This is a genomic window from Acerihabitans sp. TG2 (genome assembly GCF_035013185.1).
In the GTDB taxonomy this organism is placed as follows: domain Bacteria; phylum Pseudomonadota; class Gammaproteobacteria; order Enterobacterales; family Enterobacteriaceae; genus Acerihabitans.
The window spans coordinates 185,555-202,495 of record NZ_JAYGJO010000004.1; the positions used below are offsets into that span (position 1 = coordinate 185,555).

General features: G+C 52.7%; 15 protein-coding genes. 6 read left to right on the plus strand and 9 right to left on the minus strand.

Going from position 1 to position 16,941, the window contains the following annotated elements; translation table 11 throughout:
- Positions 1-265: 265 nt before the first annotated feature.
- The 4 genes from SJI19_RS05345 to SJI19_RS05360 all read right to left on the minus strand — a co-directional run bounded on the left by SJI19_RS05345 (position 266) and on the right by SJI19_RS05360 (position 3,606).
- Complete coding sequence (locus SJI19_RS05345; RefSeq protein WP_323477234.1) at positions 266-889, minus strand: 2-dehydro-3-deoxy-6-phosphogalactonate aldolase; 624 nt, start codon at positions 887-889, stop codon at positions 266-268.
- Entirely contained in the window at positions 873-1,769 is an 897-nt protein-coding gene (locus SJI19_RS05350; RefSeq protein WP_323477235.1) for a 2-dehydro-3-deoxygalactonokinase, read from the minus strand. The genes SJI19_RS05345 and SJI19_RS05350 overlap by 17 nt, the downstream gene beginning before the upstream one ends.
- The gene (locus tag SJI19_RS05355) at positions 1,766-2,464 is read right to left on the minus strand and encodes a FadR/GntR family transcriptional regulator (RefSeq protein ID WP_323477236.1); all 699 of its coding nucleotides are present in this window, start codon (positions 2,462-2,464) and stop codon (positions 1,766-1,768) included. The genes SJI19_RS05350 and SJI19_RS05355 overlap by 4 nt, the downstream gene beginning before the upstream one ends.
- A 449-nt stretch (positions 2,465-2,913) precedes the next feature.
- A complete protein-coding gene (locus SJI19_RS05360) occupies positions 2,914-3,606 on the minus strand; it encodes a FadR/GntR family transcriptional regulator (protein ID WP_323477237.1) in 693 nt (230 codons plus the stop codon).
- A gap of 390 nt (positions 3,607-3,996) precedes the next feature.
- On the opposite strand from SJI19_RS05360, the gene uxuA reads away from it, so the two are divergent.
- Positions 3,997-5,181: a mannonate dehydratase gene (uxuA, locus tag SJI19_RS05365; protein ID WP_323477238.1), complete on the plus strand. Its 1,185-nt coding sequence runs from the start codon at positions 3,997-3,999 to the stop codon at positions 5,179-5,181.
- A gap of 136 nt (positions 5,182-5,317) precedes the next feature.
- On the opposite strand, the gene yidA is transcribed toward uxuA, so the two are convergent.
- From yidA to dnaA, 5 genes are all read right to left on the minus strand, one after another.
- Complete coding sequence (yidA, locus tag SJI19_RS05370) at positions 5,318-6,142, minus strand: sugar-phosphatase (RefSeq protein ID WP_323477239.1); 825 nt, start codon at positions 6,140-6,142, stop codon at positions 5,318-5,320.
- Positions 6,143-6,383: 241 nt separating this feature from the next.
- Complete coding sequence (gyrB, locus tag SJI19_RS05375) at positions 6,384-8,798, minus strand: DNA topoisomerase (ATP-hydrolyzing) subunit B (RefSeq protein WP_323477240.1); 2,415 nt, start codon at positions 8,796-8,798, stop codon at positions 6,384-6,386.
- 18 nt (positions 8,799-8,816) lie between these two features.
- Complete coding sequence (gene recF, locus SJI19_RS05380) at positions 8,817-9,911, minus strand: DNA replication/repair protein RecF (protein WP_323477241.1); 1,095 nt, start codon at positions 9,909-9,911, stop codon at positions 8,817-8,819.
- 4 nt (positions 9,912-9,915) lie between these two features.
- Positions 9,916-11,016, minus strand: coding sequence for a DNA polymerase III subunit beta (dnaN, locus tag SJI19_RS05385; RefSeq protein ID WP_323477242.1), 1,101 nt, complete (start codon positions 11,014-11,016; stop codon positions 9,916-9,918).
- Between the two features lie 3 nt (positions 11,017-11,019).
- On the minus strand, positions 11,020-12,414 hold the full coding sequence (gene dnaA / locus SJI19_RS05390; protein ID WP_323477243.1) for a chromosomal replication initiator protein DnaA: 1,395 nt from the start codon (positions 12,412-12,414) through the stop codon (positions 11,020-11,022).
- A gap of 635 nt (positions 12,415-13,049) precedes the next feature.
- On the opposite strand from dnaA, the gene rpmH reads away from it, so the two are divergent.
- From rpmH to mnmE, 5 genes are all read left to right on the plus strand, one after another.
- Positions 13,050-13,193 (plus strand): 50S ribosomal protein L34, encoded by a 144-nt coding sequence (gene rpmH, locus SJI19_RS05395; protein WP_162368595.1) that lies wholly within the window; start codon positions 13,050-13,052, stop codon positions 13,191-13,193.
- 15 nt (positions 13,194-13,208) lie between these two features.
- On the plus strand, positions 13,209-13,568 hold the full coding sequence (gene rnpA, locus SJI19_RS05400; RefSeq protein WP_323477244.1) for a ribonuclease P protein component: 360 nt from the start codon (positions 13,209-13,211) through the stop codon (positions 13,566-13,568).
- Positions 13,532-13,789 carry a membrane protein insertion efficiency factor YidD gene (gene yidD, locus SJI19_RS05405; protein WP_323477245.1) on the plus strand — a complete coding sequence of 86 codons (258 nt, stop codon included), beginning with the start codon at positions 13,532-13,534 and terminating at the stop codon, positions 13,787-13,789. The genes rnpA and yidD overlap by 37 nt, the downstream gene beginning before the upstream one ends.
- A 2-nt stretch (positions 13,790-13,791) precedes the next feature.
- Entirely contained in the window at positions 13,792-15,435 is a 1,644-nt protein-coding gene (gene yidC, locus SJI19_RS05410; RefSeq protein ID WP_323477246.1) for a membrane protein insertase YidC, read from the plus strand.
- Between the two features lie 101 nt (positions 15,436-15,536).
- Positions 15,537-16,901, plus strand: coding sequence for a tRNA uridine-5-carboxymethylaminomethyl(34) synthesis GTPase MnmE (gene mnmE, locus SJI19_RS05415; protein ID WP_323477247.1), 1,365 nt, complete (start codon positions 15,537-15,539; stop codon positions 16,899-16,901).
- Positions 16,902-16,941 lie beyond the last annotated feature (40 nt).

A 16,941-nucleotide genomic window follows, 5' to 3' on the forward strand; every position in this document is an offset into this window, starting at 1 on the left:
GCTGAAAAGATAAAAAATGGTCACGCGTCTTAAATAAATTTATGTTGACGTGTATTTAACATTTTAGATTATTTTTTAGGCCCCACAAAAAAATAACACCATTCATTATTTCCTGATCTCTGTTGAAAATAGGGAAATGACGCCCTTGCTATCGTTCAATAATAGTTTGATTCAGCCTGGTTCATTTCCCCGTGCCAGAGTGTCTATATCAGACGGGCCAGTAACTGCCTTAGACCGCCCAATAAGGGTGACACTGATGCTTGGGCTATTTAGCCTGCATCGCGGTCCGATAGGCCAGGACAAACGCTGCCGCCTGCTGCTGGGTACGACTTACCGGCTGTCCGGCACGATAAAGATCGCCGCCTAAACCGGCACCGATACACCCCGCCTGCAAATAAAGATGTAAATTTTCCGGTGTAATGCCGCCAACGGCAAATACCGGGATTTCCGGCGGCAATACCGCTTTTAACGCTTTGATATAATCCGGCCCAAAAGACACCGAAGGGAAAATTTTCAGCGCCTGTGCACCGGCGTCGAGGGCGTTAAACGCCTCGGTGGCAGTGGCGCAGCCAGGACAAGCCATCATGCCGTAACCCACCGCACGGCGGATAACCTCGGGCTGGATATTGGGGGTAACCAGTAATTTTCCCCCCAGGGTGTGCAGTTGGTCCACCTGCTGCGGCTTGAGTACCGTGCCACCGCCAATTAATGCACGCGAACCATAGCGTTGCACCGTTTTGCCAATGCTCTCGTACCAGTCGGGTGAGTTAAGCGGAATTTCTACCGCATCAAATCCTGCGGCCAGCAATACGTCCACATGCTCCAGTACAACATCGGGAGTAATCCCCCTCAGGATGGCGATTAGGGGAAGTTTATCTTGCCAATTCATTTACGATGCTCCTTATACCGGCCTGGAAAGACGCATCACCATCCAGTAACCGGTCGTGTAGACCGACATAATCCAATGCCAGTCGATAGCGAGCCGCCAGCGACGGATTTCCGATAACCGTAACGGTTTCGCCATCGCCAATACTCCAGCCACGCTGCATTTGTGCTACTTCGTTACCGATCAGTAGTCCGGACAACCATTCACCCACCGCGCTTTTATCCAATTGGCCCAGCACATGCGCGGCGCGCGTTTCAAACAAGCTGCGCAAGATATGGCTTTCCTTAAAGCCTTGTTCCATACCTTGCCGAAATACGTCGGGATTCGGCAACTGCTCGCTAAGCCCAACCCCTACCAAGGATTGTTTCATCAATAAATGGTGCAGTTCCCCGGTCATAATGGTGCGGAAATCGTCAATGATGCCGTGGTTGATGCGCACCCATTTGCTGTGGGTGCCGGGCATCAGATACAAGGATGCGGGCTGGGACTGATATGCTCCCAGCAATTGCGTCTCTTCGCCGCGCATTACGTTGCAATTATCATCGCTGATAATGCTGATACCGGGGATAATCCAGGCCGTCAGCGGTGCAGCCTGCTCCACGCGGGTAAGCCGGCCAGCCAGGTCGGTTAGCCGGGTCGGGCATGGCAAATAAGGCACATTCATCCAGCCGGCGTTACTGCCTACCATGCCGGCCATGATCACCGGTACGTCATGCTGTTGCCATGGTGCCACCACTTCACGGAACACCTGTTGCGCCGTGCGTCCATTGAGCCGGGTAACGCCAGCTTCCGATTGACGTGTATCAAGGAGCTCACCGTTCAGATACAGCCAGGCACGTAAATTTGTCGATCCCCAATCTATGGCGATATAACCCTTGCTCATGTAATGTCCTTCAACCGTTTGGTGGAGCTGGCAATCATGGTGATTGCCGCCTGCTCGGCCGTCTCGCTATCCTGATGTCTAATAGCATCGTATAAATTCTGGTGTTCTTGCAGCGTGCGAGGCATATTGCCCTCATCCGCCATATAGGTGCGCTCAAATACCGCCCGTTGCAGCGAACTTATCGCCACCCCCAGTTGTTGCAGTACCGGGTTATGAACCGCGCTTAATACCGCCTGGTGATAACGGATATCCGCCTCGTTAAAGGCATCACGATCGTGGCTATTGGCAATCATCTCGTTAAGCGCCGTCTCGATCACCGCCAGTTCACTGGACGTTGCCCGCTCAGCCGCCCAGCGCGCGATCGTGGGCTCCACCAGATGACGTACCTCAGTCAGCGAGGCAATCAGCCTGGGGTCGTAATCCATCGCCAAAACCCATTGCAATACATCAGTATCCAGATAATTCCACTTGTTGCGCGCGCTGACGAACGCACCGCGATAGCGAATAATCTCGATTAAATTCTTGGCCATCAGAGCACGAAGCACTTCACGGATAATATTGCGCGAGGTGTCAAACTCCTCACACAGATCCGCTTCCGAGGGCAATCCAGTACCGGGTATATATTTACCGCTAACGATCTGTTGTCCCATCTCATGAATGATGCGATCGGTCTTGCTGAGTGCCTGACGGTCCATAACATTTCCCAAAAGTGATAAAAATAACGCCACTTTATCATTTTATGGATTTATGTCGCCGCGTTGCTGCACAATTTATTACAAAGTGGTAGTAATCTAGGATTTATTGTAGCACTAATATTTTATATTGTACTACAATCTGGATCACATTTTAGACAATGACATTGCCGTAAACATCGATTCAGCGTCTGTCGTTTCGCCAATAAAAACTGCGGTGATCACAGCAAAAAAATAGGGCGTCAGGGGGAATGGATAGAGGAAGGCGGCGCGCGGCGGCGATAACACCATTCACCGGCTCAATTGCCCTTGCCGGGCCACGGTCCTGACGGTCTCACCGTGCATTTTACCGGGACGAGCAGAGATTCTTATTAACCGGTGCGTTGCCGATCCTCTCGAAGGATCAGCAGAGCCACATACGTTGCCGGGTAGTCAATACCCCAGTGGCTTAGCTATTTATCGCCGTCGAACAAGCGGTCATAGACATGCTGCAGATGCCGTTCCATGCAGCTTCTGGCGCGTGGGGCGTCACCTTCAAGAATCGCTTGGGCAATATCATGGTGGTCGCGGTTCAACACGCGCGGGAAATCGCTGTCGGCGTAGTGGCTTTCCAAGCGGACAAAACGCGAACTTTTCCGCTTATTCCACAAGTATTCCATCATATCGCGCAGCACATCGTTACCGGTCATTTCGCTAATCAACAGATGAAAACGTTTATCCTCGCGCAGGAACTGCTCATCATTGACATGCAGTTGGGTCAAATCGTCGGTGACTTGCCGTAATTCTGTGCGCTGCGCATCGGAACCGTTACGGGCAGCCAGCTCAGCCATGGTCGCCTCATAAATCTGCCGTGCCTTTATCAGCGATTTAAGACTAAACTCCTCGTCACTCAGGGCTTGACTGACGCTAGGCAGCGGATCGGCGACAAACACACCGTTGCCGGTACGGATTTCGACCCAGCCGGTAATTTCCAACGCAATCAGCGCCTCACGTATCGACGATCGGCTCACACCCAACTGTTTGGCCAGATCCCGCTCGGACGGAATCATTTCCCCCGGGCTAAACTGACCGGTATTAATACAGTTAATCAGCACATTTGAGATTTGCCGATACAGGCGTTCAACTTTAAGCGTAGGTAGCTCCATTATCCCCTCCTGCGTAAACCCGAAAGCGCCATAACGACCCGATAGATGTCGAATTGCAGGCAAGCGGCAATTGATGAATCCGCAGCCCGCTGAGCGATTCGGGTGAATGAGCGTCGCCAACATACCTGCTACACTATACCTTAAATATGTCCAGTGGCTGGAAGACGGCGACGCAGCTTAACACAGCAGCGAGAGCGGCAAAAAAATTTAATTGCCACGCCGCTGCTATGGTCACGACAATAATGAGATGTAGATCACAGAAACTCGACAAGGTTTAAGGAATAGTTCACTGGTCCAGTGGTCAGGCCACCAGACCTATAATTATTCACATTCTAACCAGCGCCAATCCGGCGATCTGGCGTGTGATTTTGGGCTTTAAAGGAGTGAATTATGGAACACACATGGCGCTGGTATGGCCCCAACGATCCGGTATCATTGGACGATGCACGTCAGGCTGGAGCCACCGGCATTGTTACGGCCCTGCACCATATCCCCAACGGTGAAGTCTGGACCGTGGAAGAGATTAAAAAACGCCAGGCCATCCTGGCGGAAAAAGGGCTGGTATGGTCGGTCGTGGAAAGCGTGCCGGTACATGAATCCATTAAAACCCAAACCGGTGACTACCGTAAGTATATTGCCAACTATCAGCAGTCACTGCGCAATCTGGGCGCCTGCGGTATTGATACCGTATGCTATAACTTTATGCCGATCCTGGACTGGACCCGTACCGACCTGCAATACCTGATGCCCGATGGTTCCAGAGCATTGCGCTTTGATCATATCGCCTTCGCTGCCTTTGAACTGCACATCCTCAAGCGCCCCGGCGCCGAACAGGATTACAATGCCGACGAGCAGCGCCAGGCGGCAGAATATTACGCGGCCATGAGCCAAGAACAGATTGATACACTCACCGCCAATATCATCGCCGGTCTGCCGGGAGCCGAAGAAGGCTATACCCTGGAGCAGTTCCTGGTACAGTTGGCACAGTACGACGGTATAGATAAAACCAAACTGCGCGAGCATATGGCAGAGTTTCTTAAAGCCGTGGTGCCGGTAGCGCAGGAAGCAGGCATTGTGATGGCGGTCCACCCGGACGATCCACCGCGGCCCATCCTTGGCCTGCCGCGTATCGTTTCCACCAGCGACGATATGCAGTGGTTAAAACAGACCGTCGACAGTATCAATAACGGCTTTTGCATGTGCACCGGTTCCTTCGGGGTTCGCGCCGATAACGACTTGGTGAAAATGGCCGAAACCTTTGCCGATCGCATTCACTTTGTACACTTACGTGCCACCAGCCGGGAGCAGAATCCCAAGAGCTTTCACGAGGCCGATCATCTTGACGGCGACGTGGATATGATTGGCGTGGTCAAAGCCATCCTGGCCGAGGAACACCGTCGTCATAAGCTGGGCATCACCCGCGAGATCCCCATGCGTCCGGATCACGGCCACCAAATGCTGGATGATTTGAAGAAAAAAACCAATCCCGGTTATTCCGCCATCGGTCGCCTACGTGGATTGGCGGAAGTGCGTGGCGTCGAACGTGCTATTAAGCAGATCTTTTTTAACGATTAACGCCGCAGCGATAATACAGCCCGTTCTCACCATGAGGGCGGGAAAATCTGCCACCCTCGTCCCACCACACGATGCGCCCGATCACCAGAAAAGCAGCCCGGCAGGGAGTACTATCGCTAACTCGCCGTCCCGCTAACTAGGCTGTGGCCGCATCCAGCACCAGCGTTTGGATTGCCACAGCGACACCGTCTTCCATATTGGTTTTGGTGACAAACTGGCTGGCCGCCTTGATTTCATCGGTGGCATTCCCCATGGCAACGCCGGTACCCGCGTAATGAATCATCGCCAGATCGTTGGCCTGGTCGCCGATGGCCATCACTTGGTCCGCCGTCAGATGCAAATGTTCCGCCAGCGCTTTTACTCCCGCCCCTTTATTGGCCTGGTTGCTTAACAACTCCAGATAATACTCGGCGCTTTTCATTATGGTATAGCGTTCAAAGGCCTCAGGCGGAATTCGATTTATCGCCTGTTGCAATATTTCCGGTTCGTCAATCATCATGACCTTGGGAAACCGCAATGTGGTATCCATTTCATCCACTCGGCGAAATTTAAACGGCATACCGGTTAGATAGGCTTCATTCACCGTATAAGGGCTAATATCACGATTAGCGGTATACAGGGTGTGGAAATCCAACGCATGAAAATGAACATTTAGCTGACGCGACAACCCTTCCAAATACAGATAATCGTTAAAATCCAGCGTGGCTTCACTAACCGTATCGCCATTAACCGCCCGCTGAACCAGGGCGCCGTTATTGGTGATGCAGTACTCTGCGTCTTCGTGCAGGTCCAACTCCAGCAGATAACGCTCAATGCCGATATATGGCCGACCGGTAGCCAACACCACATACACGCCTTGCTTGCGCGCGCAGGCGATAGCCTGTTTGACGGCAGGCGTAATCTCATGTTTATGATTTAACAGTGTCCCATCCATGTCTATTGCAATCAGTTTTATTGCCATCAGATCCCCTTAGAGTAAACCGCCATGGACGAGACCAGCGTGACGCCACAAAGGCAACGTCGGCTAATCCGCCCAATAATTACGTTAACTGTGTTAATAGTAACGCAAATCACCAAGGGGAAAAGCAGAGTTTGCAGGAAATCGCTGGCTTAGCGACCATAAAAAAAGCAGCGATTGCCGCTGCTTTTTTATGTTTTATCCCCAATATCCCCAACACAACAGGTGTTGGGACAACGTCAAATCAAATATCGATATTGGCTGCTTTCAACGCATTCTCTTCGATAAAGGCGCGCCGAGGTTCCACCGCATCGCCCATGAGTGTGGTGAACAATAAATCGGCAGCGATGGCGTCTTTAACCGTAACGCGCAGCATGCGGCGACTTTCCGGATCCATGGTGGTTTCCCACAACTGGTCCGGGTTCATTTCACCCAAACCTTTGTAACGCTGAACAGCCAGACCGCGTCGTGATTCTTTTACCAGCCAATCCAAAGCCTGTTCGAAGGTAGTAACGGCCAAACGGCGCTCGCCACGTTCGACATAAGCGTCTGCTTCAACCAGATCGCGCAGTTTTTCACCCAGCGTACACAGTTTGCGGTATTCACCGCCATGGAAAAACTCAAAGTCCAGCACATAGTCGGTATCGACGCCATGGGTACGGATGCGCAATACCGCCTCAAACAGCTGACGCTCACGATTTTCGCGTACTTCAAAGCTATAGCTGCTGCCGTGCTTTTCATTGTTATTGAGATCTGTCACCAACGCAGCGATCCAGGTCGTTACGCTCTCCTGCTTGGCCAAATCCGCTTCGGTCAACGTTGGCTGGTAAATTAAGTGGTTAAGCAGCGCACGTGGATAGCGGCGCTCCATTCGACCGATCATTTTCTGCACCGTATAATGTTCGGCCACCAGGCTTTCTAGGTGTGCGCCGGCCAGTGCCGGGGCATGCTCGTTGGTATGCAGCGCCGCACCATCCATCGCCAAAGAAATCTGGTATTGGTCCATGGCGTCATCATCTTTGATGTACTGCTCCTGCTTGCCTTTTTTGACCTTATACAGCGGTGGCTGGGCAATAAACACGTGGCCGCGCTCAATAATTTCCGGCATCTGACGGTAGAAAAACGTCAGCAGCAGCGTACGGATGTGGGCACCATCGACGTCGGCATCGGTCATGATGATGATGTTGTGATAACGCAATTTTTCTGGGTTATATTCATCCCGGCCGATGCCACAGCCCAGCGCGGTGATAAGCGTGGCCACCTCCTGCGAGGAGAGCATTTTATCAAAGCGCGCTTTTTCGACGTTGAGGATTTTACCCTTTAGCGGCAAAATCGCCTGGTTTTTACGGTTACGCCCCTGTTTGGCCGAACCGCCGGCAGAGTCCCCTTCCACCAGGTAGAGTTCAGACAAAGCCGGATCGCGCTCTTGGCAGTCGGCCAGTTTGCCCGGTAAGCCCGCCAGATCCAACGCACCTTTGCGCCGGGTCATTTCCCGCGCTTTACGCGCTGCCTCACGGGCGCGCGCGGCATCGATAATCTTGCCCACCACGATTTTGGCGTCGGTGGGGTTTTCCAGCAAATAGGCCACCAAACGTTCGTTCATCTGCGTTTCAACGGCAGTTTTCACTTCCGAGGACACCAGTTTGTCCTTGGTCTGCGAAGAGAACTTCGGATCCGGTACTTTTACCGAAACCACAGCAATCAACCCTTCGCGGGCATCATCACCGGTAGCGCTCACCTTGGCTTTTTTACTGTAACCCTCTTTTTCCATATAAGAGTTCAGGGTACGGGTCATCGAGGCGCGGAAACCCACCAGATGGGTACCGCCGTCCCGCTGTGGAATATTATTGGTAAAACAATAAATATTTTCCTGAAAACCATCGTTCCATTGCAGTGCAATTTCCACACCGATACCGTCTTTTTCGGTGGAAAAGTAAAATACATTGGGATGGATCGGCGTTTTATTTTTACTCAGGTATTCCACAAAGGCTTTAATGCCGCCTTGGTAATGGAAAAGATCTTCTTTGTCACTACGCTTATCCTTCAGGCGAATAGCGACGCCGGAATTCAGGAAGGACAATTCACGCAGGCGTTTCGCCAGGATTTCATACTGAAATTCCAGGTTGTTGGTAAAGGTGTCGAAGCTCGGCCAAAAGCGAATGGTGGTACCGGTCAGTTCGGTTTCGCCGACGACGGACAGCGGCGCTTGTGGCACACCACGGATATAGGTCTGCTCATGCACTTTGCCCTCACGCCTGACCACCATCTCCAGCTTTTCCGACAGGGCGTTGACAACAGAAATCCCCACACCATGCAGACCGCCCGACACCTTATAGGAGTTGTCATCGAATTTGCCGCCGGCATGCAGCACGGTCATGATGACTTCTGCTGCGGAAACACCTTCTTCTTCGTGGATGCCGGTGGGAATGCCGCGCCCGTCATCCTGTACTGATACGGAGTTGTCCTCGTGGATAGTCACCACGATTTCTTTACAATGGCCAGCGAGTGCTTCGTCAATAGAGTTATCTACAACCTCGAATACCATATGGTGCAAACCGGTGCCGTCATCAGTATCACCGATATACATCCCTGGGCGTTTACGCACCGCGTCCAGTCCTTTGAGTACTTTGATACTTGAGGAGTCATAAGAATTCGACATCAACGTTTCTCGCTCATTTTAAACTTCGGATTGAATACTTATTTTACCTTGTTCCACCAGGAACATCCTGCCCTTTTCATCCGTAATATCACGGATTTGTTCAGCGCTCAGTGCGCTGACAAACACCTGGGCCCGGGTAGCCTTCAGGCGCTCCGCCAGTAACCGGCGCCGGCCGGTATCGAGCTCAGAGGCGAAGTCATCTATCAAATAGAGACACCGCCGCCCGCTCTGGCGGGTAAGGAACTCACCCTGCGCCAGGCGCAAGGCGCACATCAATAATTTAAGTTGGCCGCGCGACAGAATATCCTCCACGGGCACACCTTCGGCACGGATGCGAAAATCCGCCTTATGCGGGCCAGACGCAGTATAAGTCAACGCACGATCGCGCTCAAATTGCCGCTCCAAATGCCCGCCATAGTCGCTGTCACGATCCCAACCGCGTTGAAAACTGAACTCCAAGTCGAACTCCGGTAAAAACTGGGCACAAGTGGCGGTGATATCCACCGCAATTGCCTCGCTATACTCGGCTCGCCACTGGCTGATTTTATCAGCCAGTGGAATTAATTCTTGATCCCAGACCCGTAACTGCGCATAGCGGCTAACCTGGCGCAGCGCCGCATTACGTTGTTTAAGCACACGTTTAAGATTGCTCCAGGCGCTAAAGAAACCCGGTTCGTTATGGAAACACCCCCAATCCAGAAAGGCGCGCCGATATTTCGGGCCGCCGTTAAGCAGGGTAAAACCCTCTGGCGTGATCAACTGCATAGGCAACAGTTGGGCAAGTTCGGCCACCTTATGACCATCGCTGCCGTCAATACGCACCCGACTGTCGCCTTGACGACTTTTGCTTAATCCCACCAGGCTTTGCCGATCCCCTTCCGCCATGCCGTCTATACGCCCGTGCAGTGTAAATTCCGGCTGCTCGTGGCGAATAACCCGCCCGATCTGCAAACTGCGGAACGCCCGTCCATGGCCAAGGGTGTATATGGCCTCCAACACGCTGGTTTTACCGCTACCGTTGGCACCCACCAGAAAATTGAAGTCTGCGGCCAATGCAAGATCGGCGGACTCGATATTACGAAAATCACGAATAAGCAGGCGGGATAAGGCCATTGATCTAGAGACGCATTGGCATTACAACATAAGCCGCCGCTTGGCTGGCACAGTCTTCGATCTGCACACTGGATACACCATCGGTCAACAGTAAACGGACATTTTCACTTTTCAGCGCATTCAACACATCGAGCACATAACTGACGTTGAAGCCAATTTCCATTTCAGTTCCCTGATAGGTGACATCCAGGATCTCTTCCGCTTCTTCCTGCTCGGGATTATTGGCAGTAATCTTCAGCTGATCGGTGCTGAGATATAGCCGCACGCCGCGAAATTTCTCATTGGAGAGAATGGCGGCCCGGGCAAAAGCCTGCTTGAGCACATCGCAGCCCGCTTCCAATGTCTTGTCAGGGTTTTTCGGCAATACGCGCCGATAATCGGGGAAACGGCCGTCGACCAGCTTGGAAGTAAAAATATAGTCCCCGACGCTGGCGCGAATGTTGTTGGTGCCAATCTGCAGTTTTAATGGCGTTTCGCCGCCGTCGAGCATCCTGACCAGTTCCATGACGCCTTTACGCGGCACGATCACTGAATGGGAAGGCAACGGTTGACCCACTGGCATGGAACATACCGCCAACCGGTGTCCGTCGGTGGCCACCGTACGCAACTCCTCACCCTCGGTCTCGAACAGCATGCCGTTAAGATAGTAGCGTACGTCTTGATGAGCCATGGAAAACTGAGTCGACTCAATCAATCGTTTCAGCGTAGCCTGCGGCAGGGTAAATTCAACATCGCTTTGCCAATCGTCCAGATTGGGAAAATCACTCGCCGGCAGCGTCGATAATGAGAAACGGCTACGCCCCGAGCGAATCAGCATCCGATCGCCCTCTAAAATCACGGTAATTTCGGCACCATCCGGCAAACCGCGACAGATATCGAAAAATTTTCGAGCAGGCACGGTAGTCGCTCCCGGCTCGTGGGGCTGTGATAGCGCGACCTTCGCCACCATCTCCATCTCCAGATCGGTGCCGGTCAACGATAGACTATCCTGCGTCACCTGTAACAATAAGTTACCCAGGATCGGTAGGGTAGGACGCCCGCCTAGGGGGCTGCTCACCTGCTGCAGTGGTTTAAGCAGATGCTCTCTTTCAACAATAAATTTCATAAGTTAGGAAGATAATGTTCTGATTAAGTTGGAGTAATCTTCTTTGATATCGTGGCTTTCTTCACGCAACTGCTCAATTTTACGGCAGGCGTGCAGCACCGTCGTATGGTCACGTCCGCCGAACGCATCGCCAATTTCCGGCAGGCTGTGATTGGTCAGCTCTTTCGATAACGCCATCGCCATCTGCCTTGGCCGCGCCACGGAGCGGGAACGTCTCTTCGACAGCAGGTCGGCTATCTTGATTTTATAATATTCCGCCACAGTTTTCTGGATATTATCGATAGTGACCAGTTTTTCCTGCAGGGCCAACAGATCGCGCAACGCTTCGCGAACAAAATCAATGGTAATAGCCCGTCCGGTGAAATTGGCGTTGGCGATCACCCGGTTCAGCGCGCCTTCCAGCTCGCGAACGTTCGATCGCAAACGCTTGGCGATAAAAAATGCCACTTCCCCCGGCAAACGAATATCGTTCTCGTCGGCTTTTTTCATCAGGATCGCCACCCGGGTTTCCAGCTCCGGCGGTTCGATCGCCACCGTCAGGCCCCAGCCAAAACGCGATTTGAGGCGATCCTCAACCCCATTGATCTCTTTAGGGTAACGATCGGAGGTCAGGATAATTTGTTGATTACCTTCAAGCAACGCGTTGAAGGTATGGAAAAACTCTTCCTGTGATCGCTCTTTATTGGCGAAAAACTGGATATCATCGATCAACAGTGCGTCTACAGAACGATAATAGCGCTTGAACTCCTCAATGGCATTGTTCTGCAGCGCCTTGACCATATCCTGCACGAAACGCTCGGAATGCATATACACCACCCGGGCATTGGCCTTGCGCGCCATAATGCCGTTGCCCACCGCCTGCAGCAAATGGGTTTTACCCAGCCCGGTGCCGCCGTATAAAAACAGCGGATTGTAGGCCCCACCCGGGTTATCCGCCACCTGACGCGCCGCCGCGCGCGCCAGCTGGTTGGATTTACCTTCGACAAAATTATCGAAATTGTGCTTCGGGTTCAGGTTCGAGCGGTAGGAGAGCTCGGGCTGTACCGGTGAACTGTCCCAACTTGGCCGCGCCGGCCTGGGACGGGCCGCCTGCACCGGCGCCTCGTTCGGGTGGCTGGCCTGCTGTTGCACCGCTGCCACCACCGCCAGCGGAGGTTTACTGCCTACCTCAAAACGCAGCAAAGGCGCGTCAGCACCACAAAAATCATTTAATAAACCATTGATATTATTCAGGTATTTGTCGCGAACCCAGTCAAGCACAAACCGATTTGGGGCATACAACGCCAGAGTGTCTTCACTCAGTTCCGCCTGAAGAGGGCGTATCCACATACTGAATTCTGTGGCAGGTAACTCATCCTGTAATCGAGCAAGACATTGCTGCCAAAGCGAAAGTGACACGGCGGACTCCAATCGAACAAGATCAACAAACAAAAGAAAAGAAACAAAACTGTATGATTCAGGATCATCTTTTTGACACACATTACCGCGATGACAATGTGCGAACCGCCTTTAACGGTCTACCGCAACGAAACCCAAGGGGATCGATCAGGGACTGCGGATCATAACGCAAAGCACGCCGGAGATCTTCCACTTCTACACAGTTTTGATCCTTTTTATCCACAGGCAGTTTAACTGGGCAATGAGTGTAGCTGATTCTCTATCGGTTGGATAAAAGGTAAGTCTTATAATCAGTAAAATTAAGTATAATCCGATTTTTCACGCGTAATCCTGTCAAGGGATCCTAATAATAATGCAGATGATCCCGGCAGATCCTTGCGCTTTGCCGCGGAACCCGTATAATTCTCAGCCCTACACGTGACGCCTGTTTTCCTTGTCTGTTCTTCAGATGCTGATTCCGGGACGGACACGGGTACCCAGGTGGGTAAAACGTGATGAGAATTGACTCAGGACTGTACAATTATTACAATCCCCGCCTCTCTATCCTTTGATGCGATTGAGGCGTCGGTCTTTTTCACGCCGAGTAGCCAAACGCGTTTACTGTGAAGTCACATATTTGTTAGGTATAAATCGCTATGAAACGCACTTTCCAACCGTCCGTATTGAAACGTAACCGTACCCACGGTTTCCGCACTCGTATGGCAACGAAGAATGGTCGTCTGGTTTTGGCACGTCGTCGTGCTAAAGGCCGTACACGTCTGTCCGTATCTTCAAAGTAATAAAGCTAACCCCCGGTGGTTAAGCTAGCTTTTCCCAGGGAGTTACGGTTGTTAACTCCCAATCATTTTACTTTCGTCTTCCAGCAGCCACAACGGGCCGGCACGCCACACATCACCATCCTTGGCCGCCTGAATATGTTGGGGCATCCCCGCGTCGGTCTAACGGTCGCCAAAAAACATGTCAAAAGAGCCCATGAACGCAACCGGATCAAGCGCCTAACGCGTGAAAGCTTCCGGCTGCATCAGCATGATCTCCCTGCCATGGATTTTATTGTGATCGCCAAGAAAGGCGTAGCGGATTTGGATAACCACGCGTTGACGGAAGCGTTGGAAAAATTATGGCGCCGCCATTGTCGCCAGTCTCCAGCTTGTTAATCGGGTTGATACGCGGGTATCAACTGCTTATCAGCCCGTTGCTGGGGCCTCATTGCCGGTTCCATCCAAGTTGCTCGCAGTACGGTATTGAGGCGTTACGCCGGTTTGGAATATTAAAAGGCAGTTGGTTGACATTGAAACGCGTACTAAAATGCCATCCTTTGAACCCAGGTGGCGATGACCCCGTGCCGCCGAAAACCAACGATAACAGAGAACACTAACGATGGATTCGCAACGTAATCTTCTTGTCATCGCTCTGCTGTTCGTGTCGTTCATGATTTGGCAGACCTGGCAGACGGATCATAATCCGCAGCCGGCGACTGTCCAGACGACGCAACAAACAGCAAGCGCAGCAACCGGTGATGCAGTAAATCAGGGAATACCCGCTAGCGGGCAAGGACAACTGATCAAAGTGAAAACCGACGTATTGTCGCTTTCCATTAATACCCGTGGCGGCGATGTTGACCAGGCGCACCTGTTGACCTATCCCGACAAATTGGGTTCCGATCAACCGTTCCATTTGCTGGAAACGTCCCCCGATTTTGTTTATCAAGCGCAAAGCGGCTTGACCGGCAAAAACGGCCCGGATAACCCAGCCAACGGCGAACGCCCGCTCTACAATATCAACCAAGACACTTACGTATTGGCGGATAACCAGGATGAGCTGCGCGTTCCTCTGACCTATACCGCCCCGGACGGCGTGGTCTACACCAAGACCTTCGTCATGAAACGTGGCGATTACGCGGTAAGAGTGGAATACGACGTTCACAACACCAGCGCCATGCCCCTTGAGCTGGCGCTGTTTGGTCAGTTGAAGCAATCCGTCGAGTTACCAAAACATCGCGATACCGGCAGCAGCAATTTTGCCCTGCATACCTATCGTGGTGCGGCGTATTCATCCAGCGACAACAAATATAAGAAATACAGCTTCAGCGATATCAAGGATGAAACGCTAAATGTCACGACCCAGGGTGGTTGGATTGCGATGCTGCAACAGTACTTTGCTACCGCCTGGGTTCCGGGCACGCAAGGCGCCAACCATTTTTTCACCACCCATATGGATAACGGCCAGGATGCAGTGGGTTTCAAATCCGCGCCAGTAACCGTTGCGCCGGGTGCCAACAGTAAGCTGAACGCCACACTGTGGGTCGGCCCAGAAATCCAGGACAAGATGGCGGCAGTTGCCCCACATCTTGATTTAACCGTGGATTATGGCTGGTTATGGTTTATCAGCCAACCGCTGTTCAAGCTGCTGAAATTTATCCACAGCTTTATCGGTAACTGGGGTTTCTCGATTATCGTTATCACCTTTATCGTTCGTGGCATCATGTATCCGCTGACCAAAGCGCAATACACGTCCATGGCGAAGATGCGTATGTTGCAGCCGAAACTGGCGGCGATGCGTGAAAAAATCGGCGACGACAAACAGCGTATGAGCCAGGAAATGATGGCGCTGTACAAGTCAGAGAAAGTCAATCCGCTGGGTGGCTGTTTGCCGCTAGTGGTGCAGATGCCGATCTTCCTGGCATTGTACTATATGCTGATGGGCTCCATCGAGCTGCGGGGCGCACCGTTCATCTTATGGATCCAGGACCTTTCTGCCCAGGACCCGTATTACATTCTGCCGATTCTGATGGGCATCACGATGTTCTTCATTCAGAAGATGTCGCCGACTACCGTTGCCGACCCGATGCAGCAGAAAGTGATGACATTTATGCCGGTGATTTTCACCGTGTTCTTCCTGTGGTTCCCGTCAGGGTTGGTACTGTATTATATCGTCAGCAACCTGGTGACCATTATCCAGCAGCAGTTGATTTATCGCGGGCTGGAAAAACGTGGATTGCATAGCCGCGACAAAAAGAAATAACCGCGGGCATACCCAATAATAGCGTTCACGTTGCAGACAGGCGGTCATTTGACCGCCTTGTTTTTTTTAGTACATCCAGACCGAAGTTAAGAGAGGATCCCATGAGCCAAATGGATACCATCGTAGCCCAAGCCACCCCGCCAGGACGGGGCGGTGTCGGCATTCTGCGCGTTTCCGGCCACCTGGCTTGCGAGGTTGCACGCCAGGTGTTGGGCAAATTGCCACGGGCACGCTATGCCGATTACCTCCCGTTTCGTGATCGGGACGGTGCTACCCTTGATCAAGGCATTGCGCTGTTTTTCCCCGGGCCGAATTCCTTTACTGGCGAGGACGTGCTGGAACTGCAGGGTCACGGTGGTCCGGTGATATTGGACATGCTGCTTAAACGCATCCTGGGGCTGCCAGGGCTGCGTATCGCCCGCCCGGGGGAGTTCTCCGAACGGGCCTTTCTTAATGACAAGATGGATCTGGCCCAGGCTGAAGCCATCGCCGATTTAATCGACGCCAGCTCTGAGCAAGCGGCCCGTTCAGCGGTTAACTCCCTGCAAGGGGTATTCTCCCAGCGTATTCATCATTTAGTGGAAGCACTCACTACTCTGCGAATCTATGTGGAAGCGGCGATAGATTTTCCCGATGAAGAAATCGACTTTTTGTCGGACGGTAAAATCGAAGGGCAGCTTAACCGCGTGATGGGCGAACTGCGTGAGGTACGCGCCGAAGCCCATCAGGGCAGTCTGCTGCGCGAGGGCATGAAGGTAGTGATCGCCGGTCGCCCTAACGCCGGTAAATCCAGTCTGCTCAACGCCCTGGCCGGCCGCGAAGCCGCCATTGTCACCGCCATTGCCGGCACCACCCGCGACGTATTACGCGAGCATATCCTGCTCAACGGCATGCCGCTGCATATTATCGACACGGCCGGTTTGCGCGAAGCCGGTGACGAAGTGGAACGCATCGGCATCGAACGGGCCTGGCAGGAAATCGAGCAGGCAGACCATGTTTTGCTGATGGTGGACGGCACCCAAAGCGCGGTCAATGACCCGGACGCCCTGTGGCCGGAGCTGATTGCCCATCTACCGCCGACGCTGCCGCTGACGGTGATCCGCAACAAAGCCGACCTGACCGGCGAAACCCCAGGCATCAAGGAAGTAAGTGGCCACTCACTTATTACCCTATCCGCCCAGTCTGGCAACGGCATCGACCTGTTGCGCAATCATCTACAGCAAAGTATCGGGTTTGCCGGCAGTCTAGAGGGGGGGTTCCTGGCCCGCCGCCGCCATCTGCAGGCACTGGATGTTGCCGCTGAACACCTGGAACAAGGTAAAGAACAGTTAGTGAGCGCTTACGCGGGCGAACTACTGGCGGAAGAACTGCGCCTATCCCAACAGGCGCTGAGCGAAATCACCGGCGAATTCACCTCCGACGACCTCCTGGGCAGGATATTTTCCAGTTTTTGTATCGGGAAATGAGTCTGAAGGAAACACCCCCCTTCGGCGCATTCCAGCCAAG

What these genes read in the sequence shown, in the direction of transcription:
- SJI19_RS05360 (WP_323477237.1), bottom strand. Translation starts at nt 3,606, where the DNA reads ATGGAGCTACCTACGCTTAAAGTTGAACGCCTGTATCGGCAAATCTCA.
- SJI19_RS05350 (WP_323477235.1), bottom strand. Translation starts at nt 1,769, where the DNA reads ATGAGCAAGGGTTATATCGCCATAGATTGGGGATCGACAAATTTACGT.
- yidD (WP_323477245.1), top strand. Translation starts at nt 13,532, where the DNA reads ATGGCGCCGCCATTGTCGCCAGTCTCCAGCTTGTTAATCGGGTTGATA.
- mnmE (WP_323477247.1), top strand. Translation starts at nt 15,537, where the DNA reads ATGAGCCAAATGGATACCATCGTAGCCCAAGCCACCCCGCCAGGACGG.
- yidA (WP_323477239.1), bottom strand. Translation starts at nt 6,142, where the DNA reads ATGGCAATAAAACTGATTGCAATAGACATGGATGGGACACTGTTAAAT.
- SJI19_RS05355 (WP_323477236.1), bottom strand. Translation starts at nt 2,464, where the DNA reads ATGGACCGTCAGGCACTCAGCAAGACCGATCGCATCATTCATGAGATG.
- yidC (WP_323477246.1), top strand. Translation starts at nt 13,792, where the DNA reads ATGGATTCGCAACGTAATCTTCTTGTCATCGCTCTGCTGTTCGTGTCG.
- gyrB (WP_323477240.1), bottom strand. Translation starts at nt 8,798, where the DNA reads ATGTCGAATTCTTATGACTCCTCAAGTATCAAAGTACTCAAAGGACTG.
- dnaN (WP_323477242.1), bottom strand. Translation starts at nt 11,016, where the DNA reads ATGAAATTTATTGTTGAAAGAGAGCATCTGCTTAAACCACTGCAGCAG.
- uxuA (WP_323477238.1), top strand. Translation starts at nt 3,997, where the DNA reads ATGGAACACACATGGCGCTGGTATGGCCCCAACGATCCGGTATCATTG.
- rpmH (WP_162368595.1), top strand. Translation starts at nt 13,050, where the DNA reads ATGAAACGCACTTTCCAACCGTCCGTATTGAAACGTAACCGTACCCAC.
- recF (WP_323477241.1), bottom strand. Translation starts at nt 9,911, where the DNA reads ATGGCCTTATCCCGCCTGCTTATTCGTGATTTTCGTAATATCGAGTCC.
- SJI19_RS05345 (WP_323477234.1), bottom strand. Translation starts at nt 889, where the DNA reads ATGAATTGGCAAGATAAACTTCCCCTAATCGCCATCCTGAGGGGGATT.